Source organism: Variovorax sp. 679 (assembly GCF_003952185.1).
Taxonomy (GTDB): domain Bacteria; phylum Pseudomonadota; class Gammaproteobacteria; order Burkholderiales; family Burkholderiaceae_C; genus Variovorax.
In genome coordinates this window covers 1-24,193 of the sequence record NZ_RXFS01000024.1, presented here as the reverse complement: position 1 = coordinate 24,193, position 24,193 = coordinate 1, and the positions used below count along the sequence as shown (strand labels likewise).

Here is a 24,193-nt window from a genome sequence, read left to right as displayed (position 1 = left end):
CGCCGCGCGATCCTCGGCAATACTGGTCAGCTCTTCGTCGGTCTCGCATCGGCCTCCTACCGGCCCCGATGCCGTTCGAGCAGCGCGCGCCGCGTGCCTTCGTGCTCGAACTGTTCCAGCCACCATTCGAGTGCGCGCCCGGGCTTTCCGGCGCTGCGCACGCGCCACGCGCAGTGCATCGTTCCCATCGGCGGCTTGCGCTCGGTCTTCAGCTCGACCAGGTGCCCGGCCTCGATGTACGGCCGGGCCATCGGGTCGGGCAGGAAGCCTCCGCCCAGCCCGTGCAGTTGCGCCGCGATCTTGGCCTGCATGCTCGGCACGGTGAGCACGTCCTGCCCGCCCATCAGGTTCACCGTCATGCTCGGCCCGTGGCGCGCCGAATCGGCCGCCGCCACCGCGCGGTGCTGCCGCATTACCGCGTCGCTCAGCGGCTGGGGCAGGCGCGCCAGCGGATGGTGCGGCGCCACCGCGTAGACGAAGCGCAGTTCGCCGATCGGCCGGGTGCGGATGCCCGTGGCGGTGAGCGCCAGGCTCGCCGCATCGAGCACCGCGCCGATGGCAAGGTCGGCCTCGCCGCTGGTCAGCGCCTCGATGGTGCCCAGCAGGGTCTCGTCGCGCAGCTTCAGCCGCGTGGGCGGCTCCAGCGCGAAGAAGGCGCAGGCCAGGTCCAGCAGCGGGTCGCGCGCGATCACGCTGTCGACCGCGATGGTCAGCATCGGCTCCCAGCCGGTGGCCACGCGCTTGACGCGGTTGGCCACCGCGTCGATCTCGTTGAGCAGCCGGTCGGCCTCGCGCAGCAGCTCGGCGCCGGCTTCGGTCAGCCGGGCCTGGCGGGCGCTGCGGTCGAACAGCAGCACGTCGAGCGCGTCCTCGATCTGGCGCACCCGGTAGCTCAGCGCGCTGGGCACGAGGTTCAGCTCGCGCGCGGCGGCGGCAAAGCTGCCCGCGGCGGCCACGGTCTGGAGCATGGCAAGGGCGTCGGGGGTCAGCACGTCTCTGGGGCTGGGCATGGCGGCTCCATTGATCAAAATATTTGAATGGTGCCATCAAACCGCGGCGTCTTTCCGAAGGGGGCGTCGGCCCAAAATTCTTCACATCCGCTGCGCATCCGGCGCGGCATACGAAAAAGCCCGAACACCCCCCAATCGGGGCAGGGCAGAAGGAGCAAGACGATGTTGCAAGTCCGTAAATCACAGGAACGCGGTTATGCCGACCATGGCTGGCTGCGCTCGTTCCACAGCTTTTCATTCGCCAACTACTACGACCCGGCCCACATGGGCTTCGGCAACCTGCGCGTGATCAACGAAGACCGCGTGGCGGCGGGCGCCGGCTTCGGCACCCACGGCCACAAGGACATGGAGATCATCAGCTACGTGCTTTCGGGCGAGCTGGCGCACAAGGACAGCATGGGCAACGTGGAAAGCATTCCGCCCGGCGACGTGCAGCGCATGAGCGCGGGACGCGGCGTGATGCACAGCGAGTTCAACCACAAGGCCGACCAGACCACGCACTTCCTGCAGATCTGGATCCTGCCGAACGTGCGCGGCATCGAGCCGGGCTACGAGCAGAAGCAGTTCAGCGACGCCGAGAAGCGCGGCAAGCTGCGCCTGGTGGCATCGCCCGACGGCAGCGAAGGCTCGGTGAAGGTGAATGCCGACGCCAGCCTGTACGCAGGCCTGTTCGACGGCGATGAAAAGGCCAGCCTGGCGCTCGACCCGAAGCGCAAGAGCTACGTGCACCTGGTGCGCGGCGAGCTCGAAGTGAACGGCCAGAAGCTCGTGGGCGGCGACGCCGCGATGCTCGAAGGCGAGTCGCAGGTGACGCTGGGCGCCGGCAAGGACGCCGAAGTGCTGGTGTTCGACCTGGCCGCCTGAGTTCCCCCTTGCCGGGCGCTTGTCGCCCGGCTTTTTTCTTCCCCTTTTCTTTTCTATTTCAACAACCGAGGAGTTTTTCAATCATGGCAACTACAACCACCCCCAATTCGGCACAAGACCTGCAGGCCCTGATCGGTCGCATCCTGGTCGCCACGCTGTTCATTCCCGCCGGCTTCGGCAAGCTCATGGGCTTTTCGGGCACCGTCGGCTACATCACCAGCGCAGGCCTGCCGCTGCCGGAGATCGCGGCGGTGATCGCCATCGTCGTTGAGCTCGGCCTCGGCATCGCGCTGCTGGTCGGCTTCAAGACGCGCTTGGTGTCCCTGATCATGGCCATCTTCACGGTCGCGACGGCGTTGTTCTTCCACAAGTTCTGGGCCGATGCGACGCAGAACATCCAGTTCTTCAAGAACATGGCCATTGCCGGCGGCCTGCTCTCGTTTGCTGCCTTCGGCGCTGGCCGTTTCAGCATCGACAAGCGCTGATCACCCTCAATCACCAGGAGCACCGAAACATGGCAAACATCGTCGTCGTCTTCCATTCCGGCTACGGCCACACCCAGCGCGTGGCGCAAACCGTGGCGGACGGCGCGGGCGCGCAGCTGCTCGCCATCGACGCGGACGGCAACCTGCCCGAAGGCGGCTGGGAGCTGCTGGCCGCGGCCGACGCGATCATCCTCGGCTCGCCGACCTACATGGGCGGCGTGAGCTGGCAGTTCAAGAAGTTCGCCGATGCGTCGTCGAAGGTCTGGTACACGCAGGGCTGGAAGGACAAGCTCTTCGCCGGCTTCACCAACAGCGCCACCATGAACGGCGACAAGGTCACGACCATGACCTACCTGTGGACGCTCGCGATGCAGCACAGCGGCATCTGGGTCAGCATGGGCATTCTTCCGAGCAACAGCAAGGCCGCCACGCGCGACGCGCTGAACTACGTGGGCGGCTACGGTGGCCTGCTGACGCAGTCGCCGTCCGACGCCAGCCCCGCAGAAATGCAGAAGGGCGACTTCGACACCGCCCGCGCCTTCGGCGAGCGCGTCGCGGCAGTGGCAAGATCACGCGGATAACTGACCGGCACCTCGCCACCCACGGAGAAACACGATGACCGACGCCACCCCCGAGACTCAACTGCTCAAGCCGCACGACAAGGACCTCGGCGGTGGCTTCAAGGTGCGGCGCCTGCTGCCCGCGGCGCAGCGCCGCTCGGTCGGCCCCTTCGTGTTCTTCGACCATTTCGGCCCGGCCACCGAGCAGCCGGGCACCGAACACGATGTGCGGCCGCATCCGCATATCGGCCTCTCGACGGTCACCTATCTCTTCAAGGGCGCGATGATGCATCGCGACAGCCTCGGCAGCGTGCAGGAGATCCTGCCGGGTGCCATCAACTGGATGACCGCCGGGCGCGGCATCGTGCACTCCGAGCGCAAGCCCGAGCGCCTGAAGGCCGACACCTACGTGAACCACGGCCTGCAGCTGTGGGCCGCGCTGCCGCAGGCGCATGAAGAAGTCGAACCGAGCTTCGAGCACACGCCGGCCGACGCGATTCCCGAGCTGGTGGAGCAGGGCACGGCAGTGCGCGTGCTGGTGGGCGAAGCCTTCGGCGTTCGCTCGCCGGTGAAGACGCTCTCGCAGACCGTGTATCTCGACATCGCCTTGCCAGCGGGAGGGCGCTTCGAACTGCCTGCGCTTGCACCCGAGCTGGCTGTCTACGCCGTCGATGCCGACGCGCGCGTCAATGGCGAGCCGGTCGAGGCGCACACCATGGCCGTGCTGCCCGACGGGCAGGGCGCGGTGCTCACGTCGGACACCGCCGTGCGCCTGATGGTGATTGGCGGCGAGCCGCTCGATGGCCCGCGCTACATCACCTGGAACTTCGTGTCGAGCCGGCGCGAGCGCATCCTCGAGGCTGGCGACGACTGGGCCGCCCAGCGCATGGGCCACGTGCCGGGCGAGACTGAGTTCATTCCGCTGCCGGGCAAGCCCTTCGGCGTGCGCGAGCCTGACACGGGTACCAGGCCGGCTTGAAGCTGAAACTGAAGCACCAATGAAAAAGGGCCCGACGTATCGGGCCCTTTTTGTTTCTGCAGTTACTCGTTGCCGATCGCCACCGTCTCCGACGGCGATGCGCCCGGCGGCGCTTTCGGCAACTCGACCACGCTCTTGCGCCCGCCGCGGCCGCGCCACGCGGAGTAGCCCACGCCCAGCAGCAGCAGCACGCACAGCCCGATGAAGGTGCCGCTGATCGGCCGCGTCACGAACACCGACATGTCTCCGCGCGACAGCAGCAGCGCGCGGCGGAAGTTCTCCTCGACCATCGGCCCGAGCACGAAGCCCAGCAGGATCGGCGCGACCGAGAACTCCAGCGTCATCAGCACCGCGCCGACGATGCCGAACACCAGCACTTCCCAGATCTGGAACAGGCTGTTCTGCGTGCTGTACACGCCGGTTGCAATGAAGAACATCGCGGCCGGGAACAGGTACTTGTAGGGCACCTTCAAGAGCTTCACCCACACGCCGATCAACGGCACGTTCAGGATGACGAGGATCACGTTGCCGATCCAGAACGAGGCGATCAGGCCCCAGAAGATGTCCGGATGCTCGGTGATGAGCTGCGGGCCGGGCTGGATGCCCTGGATCAGCAGCGCGCCGAGGATCAGCGCCATCACCGCGTCGCCCGGGATGCCCAGGCTCATCGTCGGGATGAAGTCGACCTGCGTCTTCGAGTGCGCCGAGGCCTCGGGGCCGGCCACGCCTTCGATCATGCCGGTGCCGAACTTGTTCGGCGTCTTAGACACCTTGCGCTCCAGCGCGTAGGCGATGAAGGTGGTGATGGTCGGACCCGTGCCCGGCATCGCGCCGAACACCGTGCCGACGATGGTGCCGCGGATCATCGCGGGGAACGCGCGCTTGAGCTCTTCCTTGCTCGGGCGCATGTCGCTGAGCTTGAGCGTGCCGGTGTCGCCGATGGTCTTCATGCGGTTCACGTTGAGCAGGAAGTCGGCCACGCCGAACAGGCCCATCGAGATCGCGACCAGCTCGAGGCCGTCGCTCAGCTCTGGCAGGCCGAAGGCGAAGCGGAAGCTGCCGCTGTTCACGTCGGTGCCGACCACGCCGCACAGCAGGCCGAACAGCGTCATCGCCACGCCCTTGAGCGGCGAGCCGCGCGACATGGTGGAGCCGGCGAGCAGGCCCAGCAGCATGATCGAGAAGATCTCCGTCGGGCCGAACTTGAACGCGATCTGCACCAGGAGCGGCGAGGCGAAGATCATCACGATGATGCCGACCGACGCCGCGAGGAACGAGGCGATCATCGTCACCCCGAGCGCGACGCCTCCCTTGCCCTGCTTGGTCATCGGGTACCCGTCGAGACAGGTCACCGCGTGCGGCGGGTGCGAGGGCATGTTCATCAGGATGGCGCCGATGGCACCGCCGTACTGCGAGCCGTAGAAGATGCCGGCCAGCATCAGGATGGCGGGCACCGGGTGCATCACGTAGGTGAGCGGCAGCAGGATCGAGATGGCCTGCAGCGCGCCCATGCCCGGCAGCACGCCGATCAGGTTGCCCACCAGCACGCCGAAGAAGGACCACATCAGGTTCGAGCCCTGGAAGGCCACGCCGAAGCCGAACCAGAGGTCGTGGAGCGATTGACCGATCATGGCTTCAGCCTCCCCACTGGAACAGGGGCAGCTGCAGCTTCAGCGCCCACCAGAAGACCACCACCGCGATGAAGCACATCGCGAGCGAGAGCAGCAGCGCTTCGGTCAGCGTGTTGTCGCGGTCGCCGAGCGCCGAGATGAACACGATGGCGAAGGTCGCAGGCAGCAGGCCTCCGTATTCGCCGAAGAGCAGGAACGCGAGGATGCCGAGCACGATGCAGATGCAGCCGCGCAGGTCGGGCATGCCGCCCGGGTGGCCATGCGAGGCGGCTTCCTCGCTCGGGCCGTCGCTGGTCTTGTCGCCGCGCGCGGACACCGCGATCAGCAGCCCCGTGAGCGCCAGAAGCGCGCCGAGCGCGACCGGGAAGAAGCCCGGTCCCATGTGCGCGAGTTCGCCAACGCGATAGCCGATGCCGGCGTAGACGGCGGCCAGTCCGATGACGATCAGCAGTGCGCCGCCGTAGTAATCCTTCTTGAATCTTGAAGCGGGCCGAAGCGCGTGCGAGGCCGGATCTTCACCGAGCTGGTGCTGCATTGAGTCTCCTTCGATTGGAAGGAGCGCAGTCTAGGAATCGAGACTTTCAATCGCCTTTCGCAACGGGTGCAAATGGCTCGGCGAGCCGCAAAATACGTGTAATCACGTACCGGCCCATCCGGTGAAACCCTCGCAAAAACGCGCTTCTCAGAAGGCGCGCAGCGGCAGCCTCAGCGTTGCGCGCAATCCGCCGCCGTTGGGGCTCTCGGGCGTGTCGGCGTTGGCCAGTTCGATGTCGCCGCCGTTGCGCCGCGCATAGCTGCGCGCGATGGTCAGGCCCAGGCCCGCGCCTTGTGCAGCACCGGTGCTCGCGGAGGTGTCGCGATGGAAGCGCTCGAACACGCTCTCTCGCCGATCGGGCGCGATGCCCGGTCCGCTGTCGCACACCTCGGCGATCGCATGCGCAGTCTCGCGCCGCACGGTCACCGTGATGTTGCCGCCGCGCGGCGTGTACTTGATGGCGTTGTGCACGAGGTTGGAGAGCACCTCGTGCAGCTCGGCGGCATCGGCGGCGACGGGCAGCACGAGTGGGTCTTCTCCTTCACCTGCTTCGTCGGTTCCGTCGGTGTCGTCTCCATCGCCGACGTCGCCGCGCGCATCGACCCAGCCGAGGTCCTGGTCGTTCTCGCGTGCGAGCGGCAGGTATTGCAGCACCACCGCGCGCGCGACGGCGTTGAGGTCGGCCACCGGGGGCTCGGCAGGCGCGGCTTCGCTTTCTGTTGTTGCGTGCGCCAGCGCCAGCAGCTGCTCGCTGAGGCGGCGCGTGCGCGCGAGTTGCGCGACGATGGCGTGCAGCGATTCGCGCATGCGTGCAGGATCGGTCTCGCGCACCGCGTAGCCGGCCTGGATCGACAGGATGCTCAGCGGCGTGCGCAACTGATGAGAAGCATCGGCCAGGAACTGCGACTGCTCCGCCACCATGCGCCGGTGGCCTGCGATGTGGTGGTTGACGGCGTCGACCAGCGGCGCGACTTCCCGCGGCACGCCGCCGGCGTCGAGCGGTGTCAGGTCGTCGCGAGGGCGCTCGCGCAGCGAGCGGCGCAGGCGCTCCAGCGGCCGCAGTGTCCAGGCCACGCCCAGCCATACCAGCAGCGCCATCACCAGCACCGTGCGCGTGTCGCGCAGCAGCTCCTGGCGCAGCGTCTCGGCCTGTGCCTCGGTGCGCGGGCCGGTGCCCTCGGCCGCCTGGATCAGCACGCTGTAGGCGACGCCGGGGTGCACGGTGTCGTACACCGTCTGCCGCAGCGCGGCCACGCGCACGGGGTGCTGCTCGTGCACCGCGTCGTAGAACACCGGCGTGCCGTCGGGCGGGCGCTGCGCGGGGCGGGGCAGGCCGGGCACGCCCATGAGCGTGGTCTCGGGCGAGTTCACGTCCAGCGTCCCGCCCTTGGGAATGCGCTGTACGCCGACGTGCAGGTACTTGTAGCGCAGGCGCGTGGAATCGAACATCGCCTGGATCGAGAACGGCTCCTGCACGCGCACGCTGCCGTCGCTCGCGACCACGATGCCGTTGGCCAGCGCCTGCACCGGTTCGAGCAGGCTCTGGTCGTAGGCGACCACGAGCGACTCGGTCAGCGCGCGGTAGTCGTTCCAGCTGTCCAGCGCCAGCAGCGCGCCGATGCCTGGCAGCAGCAGCGCGAGCAGGCGCGCGCGGATGCCGAAGCGCTGCGGCTGCTCAGCCGCTTTCGCCGGGGAGCTCGGTGTGGACCGGGGCTGAGGAACCATCGGCAATGCTCTCCAGCATGTAGCCCAGGCCGCGCACGGTGACGATGCGCACGTCGCTGTCGGCGAGCTTGCGCCGCAGCCGGTGCAGCACCACCTCGATGGCGTCGGGGCCGGCGGTGCTGTCGTTGGTGAACACCTTGGCGAAGAGCTGCGACTTGCCGACCGGCGATCCGCTGCGCAGCAGCAGGGCGGTGAGCGCGGCCTGCTCGCGCGGCGTGAGCGACAGCAGCGTGCCGCGCAGCGTGAAGGCGCGGCTCTGGCTGTCGTACGAAAGGGAGGCGCACTGCAGGCGCGGGTGCTGCTTGCCCCGGCTGCGCCGCACCAGCGCCGACAGGCGAGCCTCTAGCTCGGCCAGCTCGAAGGGCTTGGTGAGGAAGTCGTCGGCGCCGAGGTTCAGGCCGCGCACCCGGTCCTGCAGCGCGCCCTGCGCGGTGAGGATCAGCACCGGCGTGCGGTCGTCGGCGCCGCGCATGTCGGCCAGCACGCTAAGTCCGTGCTTGTCGGGCAGGCGCAGGTCGAGAACGATGGCGTCGTATTCGGTGCCGGCCATGAAGGCTTCGGCGGTGCGCCCGTCGGGCGCGTGATCGGGTACGAAGCCGCTCTGGGTGAGCGCGCGGATCAGCCAGGAGGCCATGTCCAGTTCGTCTTCCACCAGGAGGATGCGCATGGGAGGCCTGTCGCGTCTCGTTGTCGTCGTCGTTACTGCTTGATGGCGAGGTCGGGGTCTTCCGAGGCGCGGGCGCTGGCGCGTGCCGAACGCGCGCTCAGGTCGGGCGCCAGGGCCTCGCGGCCGTCGAACACGAAGCAGTCGCCCTTGTAGTGCGCGCTGCCGACTTCCTCGAAATACTTGAGGATGCCGCCTTCGAGCTGGAGCACGTGCTCCACGCCTTCCTCGCGCATCAGGATCGCCGCCTTCTCGCAGCGGATGCCGCCGGTGCAGAAGCTCACTACCGTCTTGCCCTTGAACTCGTCGCTGTGCGCGCGCAGGGCGGGCGGGAATTCGGTGAACTTGCCGATGCGCCAGTCGATGGCACCTTCGAAGCTGCCGTAGTCGACTTCGAAGGCATTGCGCGTGTCGAGCAGGGCGATCTCGCGGCCCTCGTCGTCGTGGCCCTGGTCGAGCCAGCGCTTGAGCGTCGGGGCGTCCACGCCGGGTGCCCGGCCCGCGGCGGGCTGGATGGCAGGGTGGTCCATGCGGATGATCTCGCGCTTGAGCTTCACCAGCATGCGCCGGAAGGGCTGCGTGGCGGACCAGCTTTCCTTGGCTTCGAGGTCGGCGAAACGGGCGTCGGCGCGCAGATGGGCCAGGAAAGCCCGTACGTTTTCGCCGGTGCCGGCCAGAAACAGGTTGATACCTTCGGGTGCCAGCAGGATGGTGCCCATGAGCCCCAGGGCCTGCGTGCGGGCGCGCAGGTCTTCACGCAGCGCGGGGCTGTCGTCTATGGCCACGAACTTGTAGGCCGCGATATTCAAAATCTCTTGCACGGGGCGGGATTTTAGGTGCCGCCGGGGTTGCTCCCGGGCTCGGGGCCTCTTCTCCGAAGGCCGGGGGCGATTTCAGGGATTGCCAACCCACATCGTGGAGACGGTGCTTTCTACAATGGAAGCATGTTTGTTCACCTGCGCCTGCACACCGAGTTTTCCGTCGTCGACGGCACCAACCGAATCGACGATGTCGTCAAGGCCGCCGCTGCCGACAAGCAGCCCGCGCTGGCCATCACCGACCTGAACAACCTGTTCGGGGCCGTCAAGTTCTACAAGCAGGGCCGGGGCAAGGGCGTCAAGCCCATCATCGGCGCCGAAGCCTTCATTGACGGGCTGGGCAAGGAGCCCGGCGCGCTGACCCGCATCGTGCTGCTGGTGCAGAACATGGAGGGCTACCTGAACCTGTCCGAGCTGCTGGCGCGGGCATGGACGCAGAACGTGGGCCGGGGCCAGTCGCAGGCGGCCTGCAAGCTTGAATGGCTGCAGGAACTCTCGGGTGGGTTGATCGCGCTTTCGGGCGCGCAGGCAGGGCCGCTGGGGCAGCCGTTGCTGCAAGGGCAGGGCGAGCGCGCCGCCGAGCTGGCGTTGCAGCTGGCGGGCATCTTCCCGCATCGCTTCTACATCGAGCTGCAGCGCGCGGGCCGGCCTGAAGACGAGCCGCACGTCGTTGCCGCCGTGCAGCTGGCGGCCCGGTTGCATCTGCCGGTGGTCGCCACACACCCCGTGCAGTTCGCGGGGCGCGAAGACTACGAGGCGCACGAGGCGCGCGTGTGCATTTCCGAAGGCGAAATTCTGGGTAACCCGCGCCGCGTGCGCCGGTTCACCGAGGAGCAGTATTTCAAGTCGACCGCCGAGATGCAGGCGCTGTTCGCCGACGTGCCCAGCGCATTGACCAACACGGTCGAGATCGCCAAGCGCTGCAACCTGACGCTGGTGCTGGGCAAGCCGCAGCTGCCGGACTTTCCGACGCCCTTCATCGCCGAGGGCGTGCGCATGCCCATCGACGATTTCTTCCGCCAGGAATCGTACGAGGGTCTCGAGCTTCGCCTGAAGCACCTGTACCCCGACGAAACCAAGCGCGATGCCGAGCGCCCGCGCTACGTCGAGCGGCTCGAGTTCGAGATCAAGACGATCCTGAACATGGGCTTCCCCGGCTACTTCCTGATCGTGGGCGACTTCATCCAGTGGGCCAAGAACAACGGCTGCCCGGTGGGCCCGGGCCGGGGCTCGGGCGCCGGCTCGCTGGTGGCCTATGCGCTGAAGATCACCGACCTCGACCCGCTCGAATACAAGCTGCTCTTCGAACGCTTCCTGAACCCCGAGCGCGTCTCGATGCCCGACTTCGACATCGACTTCTGCCAGGGCAACCGCGACCGCGTCATCGACTACGTGAAGGACAAGTACGGCCGCAACGCCGTGAGCCAGATCGCCACCTTCGGCACCATGGCCGCGCGCGCGGCCATCCGCGACGTGGGCCGCGTGCTCGACATGAGCTACATGTTCTGCGACGGCATCAGCAAGCTGATTCCGAACAAGCCCGGCATGTCGGTCACGCTGCAGTACCCGCCCGAGAAGAAGATCGAGGGCGACAAGAACAACTACGCCATCGAGATGGAGCCGCAGCTTGCGGAGCGCATCGAGAAGGAAGAAGAAGTGAAGATGCTGGTCGAGCTCGCGCAGAAGCTCGAAGGCATGACCCGCAACATCGGCATGCACGCCGGGGGCGTGCTCATCGCGCCGGGCAAGCTCACCGACTTCTGCCCGCTCTACCAGCAGCCCGGCAGCGAATCGGCCGTGAGCCAGTACGACAAGGACGACGTCGAAGCCGTCGGCCTCGTCAAGTTCGACTTCCTGGGTCTTGCGACGCTCACCATCCTTGAGATCGCGCGCGAGTTCATCATGAAGCGCCACAAGGGCCAGGAGAACTTCGCGTTCGAGAACATTCCGCTGAACGACGCGGCCACCTACCGGCTCTTCTCCGACGGCAAGACCGAGGCCGTGTTCCAGTTTGAAAGCCGCGGCATGCAGGGCATGCTGAAGGACGCGCGCCCGACGCGCCTGGAAGACCTGATCGCGCTGAACGCGCTGTACCGCCCGGGCCCGATGGACCTGATCCCCAGTTTCGTGGCGCGCAAGCACGGCCGCGAAGATGTGGAGTACCCGCATCCGGCCGTGGCCGAGATGCTCTCCGAGACCTACGGGATCATGGTCTACCAGGAGCAGGTGATGCAGACCGCGCAGATCCTGGGCGGCTACTCGCTCGGCGGCGCCGACCTGCTTCGCCGCGCGATGGGCAAGAAGAAGCTCGAGGAGATGGCCGAGCACCGCGAGAAATTCCGCGCGGGCGCCCTTGCCACGCACGGCATCGTCCAGGACAAGGCCGACGAAATCTTCGACTTGATGGAGAAGTTCGCGGGCTACGGCTTCAACAAGTCGCACGCCGCCGCCTACTCGCTGCTGGCGTACCACACGGGCTGGCTCAAGGTCCACTACACGGCCGAGTTCTTCTGCGCCAACATGACCGTGGAAATGGACGACACGGACAAGCTCAAGCTGCTGTTCGAGGACGCCCAGAAGAACTTCGGCATCACCTTCGAGCCGCCGGACGTGAACCGCGGCAACTACCGCTTCGAGCCGGTCACCAACAAGGTGATCCGCTACGGGCTGGGTGCCGTGAAGGGCACGGGCCAGCTTGCGGTCGAGGCCGTGGTGCGCGCGCGCGAGGAAGGCGGGCCGTTCAAGAGCCTGTACGACTTCTGCGTGCGTATCGACCGCCAGCGCATCAACAAGCGCACGGTGGAAGCGCTCATCAAGGCCGGCGCCTTCGATGCCATCCAGCAGAACCGCGCGTCGCTGGTCGCCTCGCTGGACCGCGCCTTCGAGTTTGCCAACGCCACGGCGGCCAATGCCTCGCAGGTCGACATCTTCGGCGACTCCGAGCACGGCTCGGCCACCGCCGAGCCCGACCTCGTCGACGCCACGCCCTGGGGCGTGAAGGAGCGCCTGACGCTGGAAAAGACGGCCGTCGGCTTCTACCTCTCGGGCCACCTGTTCGACGAGGTTTCGCACGAGGTGCGGCGCTTCTGCAAGCGCGAGATCGCCGACCTGCTCGACAGCCGCGACCAGCAGGTCATTGCCGGCATCGTGAGCGACTTCCGCGTGATCAACGGCCAGCGCGGCCGGCTGGCGATCTTCAAGCTCGACGACAAGTCGGAAGCCATCGACGCCACCGCCGACGAGGCGACCATCAACGCCAACCGCAACACGCTGAAGGACGACGAACTGGTCATCGTCAGCGGCCGGCTGCAGCCCGCGCGCGGCGGCTTCGAGGCGCGCTTCCAGGTGCAGCAGGTGTGGGACCTGGCCTCGGCGCGCTGCCGTTTCGGCAAGTTCCTGCGCGTGGCGGTGAACGGCAAGGCGCCCGACATCGCGCGCCTGCTGAAAGACTTTCCGCCGCGCACCGAGCAGACCGAGGTCGGTGACCTGATCCAGGGGCTGCCGGTGCGGCTGTCGATGGCGCGCGGCGGCGCACAGGTCGAGCTGCAGCTGGGCGATCGCGCCAAGTTCTTCCCGACCGACGCGGCGCTGGCCAGCTGGACCGCGCAGGCGGAAGCCGGCAAGGCGCTGATCGTCTACGACTGAAGCGCGGCGAGAGACCCGTCGTGTGCGTCGTCAGTGCGCCATCGGCGCCACGGCCAGGTCGGGTACCACGTTCATGATGCGCAGCGTCTGCTGCACCACCTGGCTGAACACCGGCGCGGCCACGAGTCCGCCGAAGTACTTGCCCGCGCTGGGCTCGTCGACCATCACCGCGACGATGATGCGCGGCTTGTCGATGGGCGACATGCCCGTGTACCAGGCGCGGTACTTGTTGCTCGCATAGCCCTTGCCGACCTGCTTGTGCGCGGTGCCGGTCTTGCCGCCCACCGAGTAGCCCACGGTCTGGGCCAGCGGTGCGGTGCCGCCGGGGGCGGCCGCCATGTGCATCATCTGGCGCACCTCGCTCGCCACCAGCGGCGAGAACACCTGCACGCCGGCGGGCTCCTCGCCCTGGTTCTTCAGCAGGCTGATCGGGATCACCTCGCCGTCGTGCGCGAAGGCCGTGTACGCATGCGCGATCTGGAAGAGCGAGGCCGACAGGCCGTAGCCGTACGACATGGTGGCCTGCTCGATCGGGCGCCACGATTTCCACGGCCGCAGCCTGCCGGTCACCGCGCCGGGGAAGGGCGTCTGCGGCTTCTGCCCGAGGCCCACGGCGGTGAGCGAATTCCACATCTCCTGCGCCGACATGCGCTGCGAGATCTTGGTGGCGCCGACGTTGCTCGACTTCTGGATCACGCCCTCGACCGTCAACACGCCGAAATTCTCGTCGTCGTGGATGGTCGCGCCCGAGACGGTGATGCGCCCGGGGTTGGTGTCGATGATGGTCTTGGGCGTGACGCGGCCCAGCTGCAGCGCGGTGGCGATGGTGATGGGCTTCATCGTCGAGCCCGGCTCGAACACGTCGGTCATCGCGCGGTTGCGCAACTGCTCGCCGGTGAGGCTGCGGCGATCGTTGGGGTTGTAGCTCGGGTAGTTGGCCATGGCCAGCAGCTCGCCCGTCTGCGCATTGACGACCACCACGCTGCCCGCGCGCGCCTTGTTGGCGATGACGGCATCGCGAATCTTCTCGTAGGCCACGAACTGCACCTGGTCGTCGATGCTGAGCTGGATGTCGTGGCCCGGCGTCGGCGGCACCTGGTCCTCGGTGTCCTCCACGATGTGGCCCAGCCGGTCCTTCAGGACGTGGCGCGAGCCGGCCTTGCCGGCCAGCTCGTGCTCGAAGGCCAGCTCGATGCCCTCCTGGCCGACGTCCTCCACATTGGTGAAGCCCGCCAGGTGCGCCGCCGCTTCGCCCTCGGGGTACTGGCGGCGGTAGTCGCGGCGCAGGTAGATGCCCTTGATGTTGAGCGCCGCGACCTGCTTCGCGACGGGCTCGTCGACCTGCCGCTTGATCCAGACGAAGCTCTTGTCCTCGTCCTCCAGCTTCTTGTCGAAGTCCTTCTGCGGCATGCCGAGCAGTTTTGCGGCCTGCCTGAGCTTTTCGAGCGTGGCGGGATCGTCGCGCTCGATGTCCTCGGGAATGGCCCAGATGCTGGGGGCGGGGATGTCGGAGGCCAGGATCAGCCCGTTGCGGTCGAGGATGCGGCCCCGGTTGGCCGGCAGCTCCAGTGTGCGCTGGTAGCGCACCTCGCCCTGGTGCTGGAAGAAGTCGTTGGCGAAGATCTGGACGTAGGCTGCGCGCCCAGCCAGCAGCACGAAGCCGAAGGCGACGCTGGCCACGATGAACTTGCTGCGCCACACGGGGGTGGGACTGGCGAGCAGTGGACTGCTGCCGTAGCGGATGCGGCCGTTGGGGTTCATGAACCCGAATTATCGAGTTCCGGGTGACGTCTTCGTCACCCGGAAGGCCTCGTTTTCTTAGCTGCGCGTTAGATGCGCCCTGACCGGGATTTACTTGGGGCGCAGCGTCACGATGAGCGACGGGAAGATGCGCCCGTCGATGTCGCGCGGCACCTTCTCGGTCTTGCGCAGGCCACGCTCGGCTGCTTCGTCCCAGCTTGGCAGGCCACTCGATTTGGTGAGCTTCACGCCGACGATGGTGCCGTCGGGTGCGAGATTCACCGCGAACTCGGCTGCGGGATTGCCGTCCACGGTGGTGTTGTCGAAGGTGATGTTGGGCTTGACCGCCGCAGCGATGCGTCCGGCGTAGCCGCTCGACGGGCCCGAGGAGCGCAGCGCCGTGCCCTTCGAATCGTCGGCACCACTGGCGCCCGCAAGGCCCTGCATGCGCTTGAGCGCGGCGGCACGGTCGGCTGCCGCCTGTTTCGCAGCGGCCTCGGCCTTCTTCGCTTCGACCTGCTTGGCCTCGGCTTCCTGCTGCTTCTTCTGTTCAGCCAGCTTCTGCTGCTGTTCCTTCTTGCGCTGAGCCTCGTCCTCGGCGCGCTGTTTGGCCTCGAGCTCTTTCTTCTTCTGCTGCTGTTGCTGCTCGAGTTCGCGCTCTTTCTGTTCCTTCTGCTCCTTGAGCTTCTTCTCGCGCTCGAGGGCGATGTCAGGAGCCTTCGGCGCAGGCGCGGGCTCGGGGGCCTTGGCCACCGGCGGTGGGGGCGGAGCGGGAGCGGGCGGCGGCGGTGCGGGAACCGGGGTAGGCGCCGGCGGTGCCTGCAGGCGAGGAGCCGCCTGCTGCACCGTGGACGACCACAGCTCCGCATCGACGGCGCCTTCGTCCGCATCGCTGCGCCAGCGCACGCCCCACGTCAGCGCGGCGATCAGCAGCGCGTGGGCGATGAGTGCCAGCACGACGGCGCGCGGCGTGCCGCGCTGCGGCGGCGGCGCGAACTCTGGGCGATCCAGTGCGAGCGACATGCCTTATTTGCCGCCCGTGGTCGTGACCGACAGGCCCACGCGCTCGATGCCACTGCGCTTGAGCTGGTTCATCGCCTTCACGACGGTCTCATACTTCACCGACTTGTCGGCGCTGATGACCACCGGGCGCTGGTCGTCGCCGCCCTGGGCCTGCTTGGCGGCCGAGCCGATCTGGGTCATGGGGATCGAGGTGCTGCCGGAGCCGGTGGACGGATCTTTCTTGATCTGCACTTCGTCTTCGCTCTTGATGACGATCTCGATGGGCTTGTCTGGCTGCTTGTTGGCGCGGTCGACCGAGGGCAGGTTGATCACGCTCGGCGTGATGAGCGGCGCTGTGACCATGAAGATGATCAGCAGCACCAGCATCACGTCGATGAACGGGACCATGTTGATCTCGTTGATCGTCCGGCGGCCGCGGCCCCGGGATGAAACGGCGGGCATGCGCTGCGCCTCCGTTCAGCGGTTGGCCGGAGCCACCGAGGGAGCGACGCCGCCGCCGGCAGCCGGGTTGGCCGACAGGTTGCGCTGCAGGATGTTGGAGAACTCCTCGATGTACGTTTCGAGGGCGATGGCGATCTTGTCGATCTCGCGGGCGAAGCGGTTGTAGCCCACGACGGCCGGAATGGCGGCGAACAGGCCGATGGCGGTGGCCACCAGCGCCTCGGCGATGCCGGGGGCCACTGTGGCCAGCGTCACCTGGGCCAGGGCGGCCAGGCCGGTGAAGGCGTGCATGATGCCCCACACGGTGCCGAAGAGGCCCACGTACGGAGAGACGGAGCCGACGGTTGCCAGGAAGGACAGGTTCTGCTCGGCCGCGTCCAGCTCGCGCTGGAAGCTCGCGCGCATGGCGCGGCGGGCGCCGTCGAGCAGCGTGCCGGCGTCGCTAACGTGGCGCTCGCGCAGCTTCTGGTACTCGCGCATGCCCGAGGCGAAGATGCGCTCCATGGGGCCGGCGAACTTGGCGTTCTGCGCGGCCGAGGCGAACAGTTCGTTGAGGCTGGTGCCCGACCAGAACTCGCGCTCGAAGTCGTCGTTGAGGGCACGCATGCGCCGCAGTGCGAAGTACTTGCGGATGATCGCGGCCCAGCTTGCGATCGAGACGATCACCAGCAGCAGCACGACCAGTTGAACCACGAAGCTCGCATGGAGCAGGAGATTGATGATGGAGAGGTCTTGGTTCATGGCTTGAAAGGTTGAGTCATGGAGCCGCTGTAGCGCTCGAGGGTTCCCGTCACCTGCTTCGGAATGCGTGCGGGCCGCAATGTGGTGGCGTTTACCCAGCCGATGCGGATCGTGCCTTCGCACAGCAGGACGGGTTCCGGGGCACCCGTTCGCTCCTGCTCTGTTTTCGATAGCACGCGCTGTCCGATTATCAGTGACGCGGTGCCCAATTGTTGAAGATCGGCAGTAACGAGGAGTTCGTCGTCCAGCCGCGAGGGCCGATGGTATTTCAGCTGCGTCTCGCTCACCACGAACTGGCCGCCCGTTTCCTCGCGCAGCTTGCGCTGCTCGACGCCCAGAGAGCGCAGCCACTCGGTGCGGCCGCGCTCCATGAACTTCAGGTAATTGGCGTAGAACACGATGCCGCCGGCGTCGGTGTCTTCCCAGTAGACGCGGATCGGGAACGCGTAGCTCATTGCGCCCGGTTCTCTGCCATCGCCCGCAGGCGCTCGATGGATTCCTGGAGGTGCGCCATCGAACTGGCGGTGGAGAAGCGCACGAACTTCGCGGTCTCCGCAGTGCCGAAGTCGCGGCCGGGCGTGACGGCAACGTGGGCGCGTTTCATGGTCTCGAAGGCGAAGTCCCAGCTGCCCGAGATGCCGAGCTTCTCGGCGAAGGCGGTGCAGTCGGCCCAGGCGTAGAAGGCGCCGTCGGGCACCACGGGCACGTTCAGGCCCAGCGCGTTGAGCTGCGGAATGAACCAGTCGCGGCGTGCCTTGAACTCGGCACGGCGGCGTTCGTACTCGGCGATGCTTTCGTCCTCGAAGCAGGCCAGTGCCGCGAACTGCGACACGGTGCTTGCGCAGATGAAGAGGTTCTGCGCCAGGCGCTCGACCACCGGCACCAGCACTTCGGGCACCACCAGCCAGCCGAGGCGCCAGCCGGTCATGTTGAAGTACTTGCTGAAGCTGTTGATGCTGATGACGTTCTCGTCGATGGCCAGCGCCGTCTGCCCGAAGGCGTCGTCGTACGAGAGGCCGAGGTAGATCTCGTCGATCAGCGTGATGCCGCCGCGCTGCGACACCACCTCGTGGATGCGGCGCAGCTCGTCGGGCGCGATGGATGTGCCGGTCGGGTTCGACGGCGACGCCAGCAGCACGCCGCGCGTCTTGTCGGTCCAGGCGGCCTCGACCTTGGCGGCCGTAAGCTGGAAGCGCTCCTCGGCGGTGGTCGGCACCAGTACGGCCTTGCCTTCCGCAGCGCTCACGAAGTGGCGGTTGCACGGATAGCTCGGGTCCGGCATCAGGATTTCGTCGCCCGATTCGATCAGCGCGAGACAGGCCAGCTGCAGCGCGGCCGAGGCGCCGGCGGTGACGACGATGCGGCGGGCCGGCACGTCGACATTGAAGCGCTGGCGATACCAGGCGCTGATGCGTTCGCGCAGGTGGTCGAGGCCGGTGGCCTGCGTGTACTGCGTGGCGCCGGCACGTACCGCGCGGGCGGCGGCTTCCTGCACCAGCGGCGGGGCGGTGAAGTCGGGCTCGCCGATGTTCAGGAAGATCATCGGGCGGTCGGTGTGAGCGACCTCGCGGGCCAGCACGCCGGCCGCTTTCGCCACTTCCATCACATAGAAGGGCTCGATGCGCTGCGCGCGCGTCGAGATCCTCATGCCCTTGCTTTCCCCGAAGCCCGGTCTGCTTCCACTTCGAGCGGACGAAGCTGAGGCGCCAGCCCGTTGAGTACTGCATTCACGTACTTGTGTCCATCCGTGCCGCCGAATTCCTTGGCGAGCTCGATGCACTCGTTGAGCACCACGCGCCATGGCACGTCGGGGCAGTTCTGGAATTCGTAGACGCCGATCCACATCACGGCGTGCTCGATGGGTGAAATTTCTTCGAACTTGCGGTCGAGCAGCGGTCGGATCAGCGCGTCGAGCTGTTCGGCGCCTTCGATGGAGCCGTGCAGCAGCGCGTCGTAGTGCAGGGCATCGGCCTTGTGGAAGCCCGCGAGGTCGCGCGTGAAGTGGTCGATGTCGGTCGGGTCGTTGCGGCCCACCAGGTGCTGGTAGAGCGCCTGCAGCGCGAACTCGCGTGCGCGGCTGCGGTTCGATTTGGCCGAAGCCTTGCGCGCGCCGGTGCTGGTGAGGCCGACGCGCGACTGGCGCGGCTTGGCGCCAGCGGGCTTGGTGGGCTTGGAGGTGTCTTCGGTCATGAAAGAGTGGCCAGCAGTTGCGCCATCTCGACAGCCACGCGGGCCGCGTCGCGGCCCTTGTCGGTCTGGCGGGCGACGGCCTGCTCGAGGTTTTCGGTGGTGAGGATCGCGTTGGCGATGGGCAGGCGGTAGTCGAGCGCAACGCGGCTCACGCTCGCGCCCGACTCGTTGGCCACGAGTTCGAAGTGGTAGGTCTCGCCGCGGATGATGCAGCCCAGCGCCACGAGCGCGTGATAGCCGCCGCGCTCGGCGAGTGCCTGCAGCGCCACGGGCACTTCGAGCGCGCCCGGCACCTGCACGTGATGGATGTCGCTGGCGGCCACGCCCAGGGCTTCGAGCTCCGAGAGGCAGGCAGAGGCCAGCGCGTCGGTGATGTCGGCGTTGAAGCGCGCCTGCACGATGCCGATGCGCAGCCCCTTGCCGTTGAGCAGCTTTGCGTCCGCTCCCTTGTTTGCATCTTGCATGATCTCAATTGCTCCTATCAGAAATACCGCGGAACCGGCTTCGCCGGGCCGCAGGTATTGCCCCCTGAAAGGGGGTTGGCGGCCACACGAAGTGGGCAAGCCTGGGGGTTTGCCTCATCCTTTTCAGTCTTTCGTGAGGTAGCCGGCGATTTCGAGCCCGTAGCCCGCAGCCATGCTCGGCATGCGACGTGGCGTGCCGAGCAGGTTCATCTTGTGCACGCCGCATTCGCGCAGGATCTGCGCGCCGATGCCGTAGCTGCGAAGGTCCATGCGGCCGCGCTCGGGCGCTTGCGCGGGGCGCGCGGTGCCGTCGAACTGCGCGAGCAGCTCGCCGGCGGTTTCGCCGCAGTTCAGCAGCACGGCCACGCCCTTGCCCTCGTTCGCGATGTGCGAGAGGCTGGCGTCCAGGCTCCAGGAATGCAGCGAGCGGTTGATCTCGAGCGCGTCGAGCACCGACAGCGGCTCGTGCACGCGCACCGACACCGTGTCTTCGGGCGCCCACTTGCCGCGCACCAGCGCGAGGTGCACGCCGCGGCTGGGCTTATCGAGGAAGGCGTGGGCGGTGAAGGCGCCCCAGTTGGTCTGGATCTCGCGGCAGCCGACTTTCTCGACCAGCGATTCGACCCGGCTGCGGTGTTCGATGAGCGCGGCGATGGTGCCGATCTTGAGGCCGTGCTCGGCCGCGAAGATCTGCAGGTCGGGCAGGCGGGCCATCGTGCCGTCTTCGTTCATCACCTCGCAGATCACCGAGGCGGGCGAGCAACCGGCCATGGCGGCCAGGTCGCAGCCGGCTTCGGTATGGCCGGCGCGCATCAGCACGCCGCCGTCCACCGCCTGCAGCGGGAAGATGTGACCGGGCTGCACGAGGTCGGCGGCCACGGCGTTGGGCGCGACGGCTGCCTGTACGGTGCGGGCGCGGTCGGCGGCCGAGATGCCGGTGGTAACGCCTTCGGCCGCCTCGATGGAGACGGTGAACGCGGTCGAGTGCTTGGCGCCGTTGCGCTGGACCATCGGCGGCAGGTTCAGCCGCTCGCACATCTCGCGCGAGAGCGTGAGGCAGATCAGGCCACGGGCATGGCGCGCCATGAAGTTGATGGCTTCGGGCGTGATGTGGTCGGCCGCGACGACGATGTCGCCTTCGTTCTCGCGGTCTTCCTCGTCGACCAGGATCACCATGCGGCCGGCGGCGAGCTCGGCCACGATTTCCTCGACCGGCGAGATCGGGGCTGGAGCGCGCGCGGCGCGGGGAGCGCCGATCGGCGTGACGGAGGCGTTCATTTCGAAGTGTCCTTGGGTGGGGGAGTGATCGCGCCCGCCTGGAGCATGCGCTCCACGTAGCGCGCCACGGTATCGATTTCGAGGTTGACCTTCGAGCCGGCCTTCAGGCCGCCGAGGGAGGTGTTTTCGACGGTGTGCGGGATCAGGTTGATGCTGATCTCGGCGCCGTCGGCGATGTCCTTCACGCTGTTGACGGTGAGGCTCACGCCGTTGACGGTGATCGAGCCCTTGTAGGCGAGGAAGCGGGCCAGCTCGGGCGGCGCGACCACGCGCAGCTCCCAGCTTTCGCCGACAGGCTCGAAGAAGCTCACGCGGCCGATGCCGTCCACGTGGCCCGACACGATGTGGCCGCCGAGGCGGTCGCTGGCGCGCAGGGCCTTCTCGAGGTTGATGCGGCTGCCTTCGTCGGTCAGGCCCGCGGTCTTGTCGAGCGATTCGGCGGAGATGTCGATGGTGAACTGCCGTCGCTCGGGAACGAGCGTCGTGACGGTCATGCAGGCGCCATTGAGCGCGATGCTGTCGCCGAGACCGACGTCGTCGAGGTAGCCGTCAGGCACCTCGATGCTGAGTCTCTTGCCATGGGAGGAGGTGGTGCCGAGGTCGTGGAGGGCGGCGATGCGCCCCACGCCGGTGATGATTCCGGTGAACATCCCGGCATTTTCGCAGAGAACGAAGGGGCTTCGGGGCTGGCGGGCTAGAAGGCGTCCCTTCCGGCGACCCGGGCCACGATGCGCAGGTCGGGCCCGAGCATGTCGACGGACCTGAATTCCAGGGGCAGAACACCTGTCAGCGAGGTGAGCGGGCCGTCGGCGTGGATGTGGCTTGCCATGTCGAGCCCGCTGCCGATCAGCTTGGGCGCAAGGTACACCAGCAGCTCGTCGACGCAGCCTTCGCGCAGCATCGAGCCGTTGAGCTTGTGGCCCGATTCGACGTGCAGCTCGTTGACGCCGCGGGCCGCCAGGTCTTTCAGCATGGCGCCCAGGTCGACCTTGCCGTCGGCGTTGGGCAGGCAGGTGATGGTGGCGCCGCGTGCTTCCAGCGCCTGGGCTTTCTTCTCGTCCCGGCTGGCGGCATAGATCCACACGGGACGGCCGGCTATGAATATGTGAGCGTCGGGCGGTGTCTGGAGCCGGCTGTCCACGACCACCAGGTGCGGCTGGCGCGGGGTTTCGACCAGGCGCACGTCCAGGCGCGGGTTGTCTTCGAGCACGGTACCGACACCCGTCAGCACCGCGCTGGCGCGCGCTCGCCATGCATGGCCATCGGCGCGCGCGGCTTGCGCCGTGATCCATTGGCTCACGCCGTTGTCGAGACCGGTCTTGCCGTCGAGCGAGGCGGCCATCTTCATCCGGACCCAGGGCGTCTTGCGGACCATGCGGCTGAAGAAGCCGATGTTGAGTTCGCGCGCTTCCTCCGCACCCGGGCCAACCTCGACCTCGACGCCTGCCGCGCGCAGCCGCTCGAAACCCTGGCCGGCGACCAGCGGATTGGGGTCGGCGATCGATGCCACGACCCAGCCGATGCCGGCCGCGATCAGCGCATCGCAGCACGGACCGGTGCGGCCATGGTGCGAGCAGGGCTCGAGCGTGACGTACGCGGTTGCGCCGGCGACCGAATGGCACCGCGCCGCCGCATCGCGCAGCGCCATGACCTCGGCGTGCGGGCCGCCGACCTGCTGGGTGTAGCCCTGGCCGATGACTGCGCCGTTCGCAGCCACGAGGACGCAGCCGACGCGCGGATTGGGATCGGTCTCGGGTCCGGCCTGGCGCGCGAGATTCAGCGCCTGGATCATGAAATTCGAATTTTCTTTTGTCATTCTTTTGTTAAATCAAATCTATTTGAGACGTCAATTCGAAGTCAACTGAAAACAATTGACCGCTGACTCATTTGCTTCGACCGTTTGTCGTGCAATAGGCGGCCAATGAGAAATTGAAAAATAGAATTTCCGGCTATTGCAATCAGGGAGAGGCGCCCATCCGGCACGGTCGTGCAAGGCGGTGGACGGTACAACATGAACAACGGATTCTGCGCGTCCTCGCGGGAGCGCTTGCGCCATGCCAAAAGGCTGCGGGGCTTCACGCTTGTCGAAATGATGGTCGTCATCGTACTGATGACCGTGCTGCTGGCAATGGCGCTGCCGAGTTTCAGCGGCCTCATTGAAAAGTATCGCGTCGAAGGCATGGCCTCGGCCTTGATGGCGAGCGTGAGCCATGCGCGCTCGGAGGCTGCGCGGCGCGGAAAGACCGTGACCATCCAGCAGCGCGCGGGGTGCCGCGGCAGAGACTGGAGCTGCGGTTGGGACACGGTGGTTGGCAGCGGGGCCGCCGCCGAAACCCTCAAGCGGCAAGACCCCGACACGCGCGTCGCGGTCCAGAAAGGCACTCTCGGCAGCATCTCCTTCGACGCCATGGGCCATTCCGCAGGCGCTGCCGGCTTCAGCTTTCACCCGGTGGGAAGCGACGGCTCTTCATCCAATGCCGTCACGGTGTGCATGGCGCTCGGCGGGCGCGTGCGGCTGGCGAAGGGAGGCAGGGGGTGCTGAGCGTTCCAATCCGCAAGCCGCGCAGTGGGCGCAATGCGCAAGCGGGCTTCTCGATGATCGAGGCCATGGTGGCCGTTCTGGTGCTCTCGTTCGGCCTGCTGGCACTGGCTGGCTTTCAACTGCGCGTGCTCGCCGACAGCGCAGGCGCCAGCAACCAGAGCATCGCGGTGCAACTGGCAGGCGACATGGCCGATCGCATTCGTTCCAACCTCATTGCAGGCGCTGCAGCCGCCAGCCCCTATGTGGTCGACTGGTCGCCGGCAAGTGTCGACGAACCCGAGTCCTCATGCGCAGGGGCGCGCGCCAGCTGCAGCGCAGCCGATCTTGCTGCTGACGACCTGTGGAACTGGAAGCGCATGGTGGCGAGCGCGTTGCCAGGCGGACTGGCCGACATACAGGCCAAGGCGGCGGCCGGAGGCTTGCTGTTCGTGCACGTCGCCTGGGACGAGCCCGCCGCCGTCAACCCGATCGCGCCGGATTCGAGTTGGGGCTGTCCGACTGGCAAGGCCTGCCTGGAAGTCATCGTCGCGGCGCCGCTGCCATGAATTGCAGGGCAATCGCTCCCGGCCCGTGGCAGGGCGGCTTCACGCTGGTCGAATTTCTCGTCGCGCTGATCATCAGCATGCTGGTGGTGCTAGCCGCCATTGCCAGCATGCTCGGCACGCGCAGTACCGCCATGACGGGCGACGACGTCAACGCGCTCAACCAATCGTCGGCATTGGCGTTCAGGCTGCTGGGCCAGCAGATCAGGCAGGCCGGCTACATCCCGATCGACGCCACGGAGCCGCTGTACTACTTCAACGTCAATGCGGGCAAGAACACCAATCTTGCGAACGAGCCTGTCTTTTTCGCAATCAA

The 24,193-nt window shown here is 67.1% G+C and carries 25 protein-coding genes; 8 read left to right on the top strand and 17 right to left on the bottom strand.

The annotated features are described in order from the left end of the window. Positions 1 to 56: 56 nt before the first annotated feature. The gene (locus EJO71_RS33495; protein ID WP_125952954.1) at positions 57 to 1,010 is read right to left on the bottom strand and encodes a LysR family transcriptional regulator; all 954 of its coding nucleotides are present in this window, start codon (positions 1,008 to 1,010) and stop codon (positions 57 to 59) included. 162 nt (positions 1,011 to 1,172) lie between these two features. On the opposite strand from EJO71_RS33495, the gene EJO71_RS33490 reads away from it, so the two are divergent. From EJO71_RS33490 to EJO71_RS33475, 4 genes are all read left to right on the top strand, one after another. Next, positions 1,173 to 1,874: a pirin family protein gene (locus EJO71_RS33490; RefSeq protein ID WP_125952955.1), complete on the top strand. Its 702-nt coding sequence runs from the start codon at positions 1,173 to 1,175 to the stop codon at positions 1,872 to 1,874. An 83-nt stretch (positions 1,875 to 1,957) separates the two neighbouring features. Beyond that, on the top strand, positions 1,958 to 2,359 hold the full coding sequence (locus tag EJO71_RS33485) for a DoxX family protein (RefSeq protein WP_171022520.1): 402 nt from the start codon (positions 1,958 to 1,960) through the stop codon (positions 2,357 to 2,359). 29 nt (positions 2,360 to 2,388) lie between these two features. Next, on the top strand, positions 2,389 to 2,940 hold the full coding sequence (locus EJO71_RS33480; protein WP_125952956.1) for a flavodoxin family protein: 552 nt from the start codon (positions 2,389 to 2,391) through the stop codon (positions 2,938 to 2,940). Positions 2,941 to 2,974: 34 nt separating this feature from the next. Next, positions 2,975 to 3,898, top strand: coding sequence for a pirin family protein (locus EJO71_RS33475; protein WP_125952957.1), 924 nt, complete (start codon positions 2,975 to 2,977; stop codon positions 3,896 to 3,898). A 62-nt stretch (positions 3,899 to 3,960) separates the two neighbouring features. Here the strand turns inward: EJO71_RS33475 and EJO71_RS33470 are convergent, their stop codons facing one another. The 5 genes from EJO71_RS33470 to EJO71_RS33450 all read right to left on the bottom strand — a co-directional run bounded on the left by EJO71_RS33470 (position 3,961) and on the right by EJO71_RS33450 (position 9,274). Further along, positions 3,961 to 5,529 carry a tripartite tricarboxylate transporter permease gene (locus EJO71_RS33470; protein ID WP_125952958.1) on the bottom strand — a complete coding sequence of 523 codons (1,569 nt, stop codon included), beginning with the start codon at positions 5,527 to 5,529 and terminating at the stop codon, positions 3,961 to 3,963. A 4-nt stretch (positions 5,530 to 5,533) separates the two neighbouring features. Further along, positions 5,534 to 6,064: a tripartite tricarboxylate transporter TctB family protein gene (locus EJO71_RS33465; protein ID WP_171022521.1), complete on the bottom strand. Its 531-nt coding sequence runs from the start codon at positions 6,062 to 6,064 to the stop codon at positions 5,534 to 5,536. 147 nt (positions 6,065 to 6,211) lie between these two features. After that, entirely contained in the window at positions 6,212 to 7,789 is a 1,578-nt protein-coding gene (locus EJO71_RS33460) for a sensor histidine kinase (RefSeq protein WP_125952959.1), read from the bottom strand. Continuing rightward, on the bottom strand, positions 7,740 to 8,456 hold the full coding sequence (locus EJO71_RS33455; protein WP_125952960.1) for a response regulator: 717 nt from the start codon (positions 8,454 to 8,456) through the stop codon (positions 7,740 to 7,742). The genes EJO71_RS33460 and EJO71_RS33455 overlap by 50 nt, the downstream gene beginning before the upstream one ends. A 32-nt stretch (positions 8,457 to 8,488) precedes the next feature. Further along, positions 8,489 to 9,274: a sulfurtransferase gene (locus tag EJO71_RS33450; RefSeq protein ID WP_125952961.1), complete on the bottom strand. Its 786-nt coding sequence runs from the start codon at positions 9,272 to 9,274 to the stop codon at positions 8,489 to 8,491. A 123-nt stretch (positions 9,275 to 9,397) separates the two neighbouring features. Between EJO71_RS33450 and dnaE the strand changes: the two genes are divergently transcribed. Next, the gene (gene dnaE, locus EJO71_RS33445; protein WP_125952962.1) at positions 9,398 to 12,916 is read left to right on the top strand and encodes a DNA polymerase III subunit alpha; all 3,519 of its coding nucleotides are present in this window, start codon (positions 9,398 to 9,400) and stop codon (positions 12,914 to 12,916) included. Positions 12,917 to 12,946: 30 nt separating this feature from the next. Here the strand turns inward: dnaE and EJO71_RS33440 are convergent, their stop codons facing one another. The 11 genes from EJO71_RS33440 to ribD all read right to left on the bottom strand — a co-directional run bounded on the left by EJO71_RS33440 (position 12,947) and on the right by ribD (position 22,609). Then, positions 12,947 to 14,677, bottom strand: a complete 1,731-nt coding sequence (locus EJO71_RS33440) for a penicillin-binding protein 2 (RefSeq protein WP_125952963.1) — start codon at positions 14,675 to 14,677, stop codon at positions 12,947 to 12,949. A 90-nt stretch (positions 14,678 to 14,767) separates the two neighbouring features. Then, entirely contained in the window at positions 14,768 to 15,679 is a 912-nt protein-coding gene (locus tag EJO71_RS33435) for a cell envelope integrity protein TolA (protein WP_125952964.1), read from the bottom strand. Between the two features lie 3 nt (positions 15,680 to 15,682). Beyond that, positions 15,683 to 16,120 carry a biopolymer transporter ExbD gene (locus EJO71_RS33430; RefSeq protein WP_125952965.1) on the bottom strand — a complete coding sequence of 146 codons (438 nt, stop codon included), beginning with the start codon at positions 16,118 to 16,120 and terminating at the stop codon, positions 15,683 to 15,685. A 15-nt stretch (positions 16,121 to 16,135) separates the two neighbouring features. After that, positions 16,136 to 16,861 (bottom strand): protein TolQ, encoded by a 726-nt coding sequence (gene tolQ / locus EJO71_RS33425; protein WP_125952966.1) that lies wholly within the window; start codon positions 16,859 to 16,861, stop codon positions 16,136 to 16,138. Then, positions 16,858 to 17,316, bottom strand: a complete 459-nt coding sequence (gene ybgC, locus EJO71_RS33420; protein WP_125952967.1) for a tol-pal system-associated acyl-CoA thioesterase — start codon at positions 17,314 to 17,316, stop codon at positions 16,858 to 16,860. Before ybgC ends, tolQ begins: the two co-directional genes overlap by 4 nt. Beyond that, positions 17,313 to 18,509, bottom strand: a complete 1,197-nt coding sequence (locus EJO71_RS33415; protein WP_125952968.1) for a pyridoxal phosphate-dependent aminotransferase — start codon at positions 18,507 to 18,509, stop codon at positions 17,313 to 17,315. Before EJO71_RS33415 ends, ybgC begins: the two co-directional genes overlap by 4 nt. Continuing rightward, on the bottom strand, positions 18,506 to 19,051 hold the full coding sequence (nusB, locus tag EJO71_RS33410) for a transcription antitermination factor NusB (RefSeq protein ID WP_125952969.1): 546 nt from the start codon (positions 19,049 to 19,051) through the stop codon (positions 18,506 to 18,508). Before nusB ends, EJO71_RS33415 begins: the two co-directional genes overlap by 4 nt. Next, positions 19,048 to 19,515, bottom strand: a complete 468-nt coding sequence (gene ribH / locus EJO71_RS33405; protein ID WP_125952970.1) for a 6,7-dimethyl-8-ribityllumazine synthase — start codon at positions 19,513 to 19,515, stop codon at positions 19,048 to 19,050. Before ribH ends, nusB begins: the two co-directional genes overlap by 4 nt. Before the next feature lie 123 nt (positions 19,516 to 19,638). Continuing rightward, on the bottom strand, positions 19,639 to 20,793 hold the full coding sequence (ribBA, locus tag EJO71_RS33400) for a bifunctional 3,4-dihydroxy-2-butanone-4-phosphate synthase/GTP cyclohydrolase II (protein ID WP_125952971.1): 1,155 nt from the start codon (positions 20,791 to 20,793) through the stop codon (positions 19,639 to 19,641). After that, entirely contained in the window at positions 20,790 to 21,443 is a 654-nt protein-coding gene (locus EJO71_RS33395; RefSeq protein ID WP_125952972.1) for a riboflavin synthase, read from the bottom strand. Before EJO71_RS33395 ends, ribBA begins: the two co-directional genes overlap by 4 nt. 44 nt (positions 21,444 to 21,487) lie before the next feature. Continuing rightward, positions 21,488 to 22,609, bottom strand: a complete 1,122-nt coding sequence (ribD, locus tag EJO71_RS33390) for a bifunctional diaminohydroxyphosphoribosylaminopyrimidine deaminase/5-amino-6-(5-phosphoribosylamino)uracil reductase RibD (RefSeq protein WP_125952973.1) — start codon at positions 22,607 to 22,609, stop codon at positions 21,488 to 21,490. A 195-nt stretch (positions 22,610 to 22,804) separates the two neighbouring features. On the opposite strand from ribD, the gene EJO71_RS33385 reads away from it, so the two are divergent. From EJO71_RS33385 to EJO71_RS33375, 3 genes are all read left to right on the top strand, one after another. After that, a complete protein-coding gene (locus EJO71_RS33385; RefSeq protein ID WP_125952974.1) occupies positions 22,805 to 23,335 on the top strand; it encodes a GspH/FimT family pseudopilin in 531 nt (176 codons plus the stop codon). Beyond that, positions 23,329 to 23,880, top strand: coding sequence for a type IV pilus modification protein PilV (gene pilV, locus EJO71_RS33380; protein ID WP_125952975.1), 552 nt, complete (start codon positions 23,329 to 23,331; stop codon positions 23,878 to 23,880). Before EJO71_RS33385 ends, pilV begins: the two co-directional genes overlap by 7 nt. Beyond that, on the top strand, positions 23,877 to 24,193 hold a 317-nt coding region (locus EJO71_RS33375), incomplete at its 3' end, for a prepilin-type N-terminal cleavage/methylation domain-containing protein (RefSeq protein WP_125952976.1). The genes pilV and EJO71_RS33375, both read left to right, overlap by 4 nt.

Coding starts and splice junctions, on each gene's coding strand:
- EJO71_RS33460 (WP_125952959.1), bottom strand. CDS start 7,789: ATGGTTCCTCAGCCCCGGTCCACACCGAGCTCCCCGGCGAAAGCGGCT.
- ribD (WP_125952973.1), bottom strand. CDS start 22,609: ATGACAAAAGAAAATTCGAATTTCATGATCCAGGCGCTGAATCTCGCG.
- tolQ (WP_125952966.1), bottom strand. CDS start 16,861: ATGAACCAAGACCTCTCCATCATCAATCTCCTGCTCCATGCGAGCTTC.
- EJO71_RS33440 (WP_125952963.1), bottom strand. CDS start 14,677: ATGAACCCCAACGGCCGCATCCGCTACGGCAGCAGTCCACTGCTCGCC.
- ribH (WP_125952970.1), bottom strand. CDS start 19,515: ATGCAAGATGCAAACAAGGGAGCGGACGCAAAGCTGCTCAACGGCAAG.
- EJO71_RS33465 (WP_171022521.1), bottom strand. CDS start 6,064: ATGCAGCACCAGCTCGGTGAAGATCCGGCCTCGCACGCGCTTCGGCCC.
- ribBA (WP_125952971.1), bottom strand. CDS start 20,793: ATGAACGCCTCCGTCACGCCGATCGGCGCTCCCCGCGCCGCGCGCGCT.
- EJO71_RS33480 (WP_125952956.1), top strand. CDS start 2,389: ATGGCAAACATCGTCGTCGTCTTCCATTCCGGCTACGGCCACACCCAG.
- EJO71_RS33490 (WP_125952955.1), top strand. CDS start 1,173: ATGTTGCAAGTCCGTAAATCACAGGAACGCGGTTATGCCGACCATGGC.
- EJO71_RS33435 (WP_125952964.1), bottom strand. CDS start 15,679: ATGTCGCTCGCACTGGATCGCCCAGAGTTCGCGCCGCCGCCGCAGCGC.
- EJO71_RS33430 (WP_125952965.1), bottom strand. CDS start 16,120: ATGCCCGCCGTTTCATCCCGGGGCCGCGGCCGCCGGACGATCAACGAG.
- ybgC (WP_125952967.1), bottom strand. CDS start 17,316: ATGAGCTACGCGTTCCCGATCCGCGTCTACTGGGAAGACACCGACGCC.
- EJO71_RS33475 (WP_125952957.1), top strand. CDS start 2,975: ATGACCGACGCCACCCCCGAGACTCAACTGCTCAAGCCGCACGACAAG.
- EJO71_RS33385 (WP_125952974.1), top strand. CDS start 22,805: ATGAACAACGGATTCTGCGCGTCCTCGCGGGAGCGCTTGCGCCATGCC.
- nusB (WP_125952969.1), bottom strand. CDS start 19,051: ATGACCGAAGACACCTCCAAGCCCACCAAGCCCGCTGGCGCCAAGCCG.
- EJO71_RS33470 (WP_125952958.1), bottom strand. CDS start 5,529: ATGATCGGTCAATCGCTCCACGACCTCTGGTTCGGCTTCGGCGTGGCC.
- EJO71_RS33485 (WP_171022520.1), top strand. CDS start 1,958: ATGGCAACTACAACCACCCCCAATTCGGCACAAGACCTGCAGGCCCTG.
- dnaE (WP_125952962.1), top strand. CDS start 9,398: ATGTTTGTTCACCTGCGCCTGCACACCGAGTTTTCCGTCGTCGACGGC.
- EJO71_RS33495 (WP_125952954.1), bottom strand. CDS start 1,010: ATGCCCAGCCCCAGAGACGTGCTGACCCCCGACGCCCTTGCCATGCTC.
- EJO71_RS33395 (WP_125952972.1), bottom strand. CDS start 21,443: ATGTTCACCGGAATCATCACCGGCGTGGGGCGCATCGCCGCCCTCCAC.
- EJO71_RS33415 (WP_125952968.1), bottom strand. CDS start 18,509: ATGAGGATCTCGACGCGCGCGCAGCGCATCGAGCCCTTCTATGTGATG.
- EJO71_RS33455 (WP_125952960.1), bottom strand. CDS start 8,456: ATGCGCATCCTCCTGGTGGAAGACGAACTGGACATGGCCTCCTGGCTG.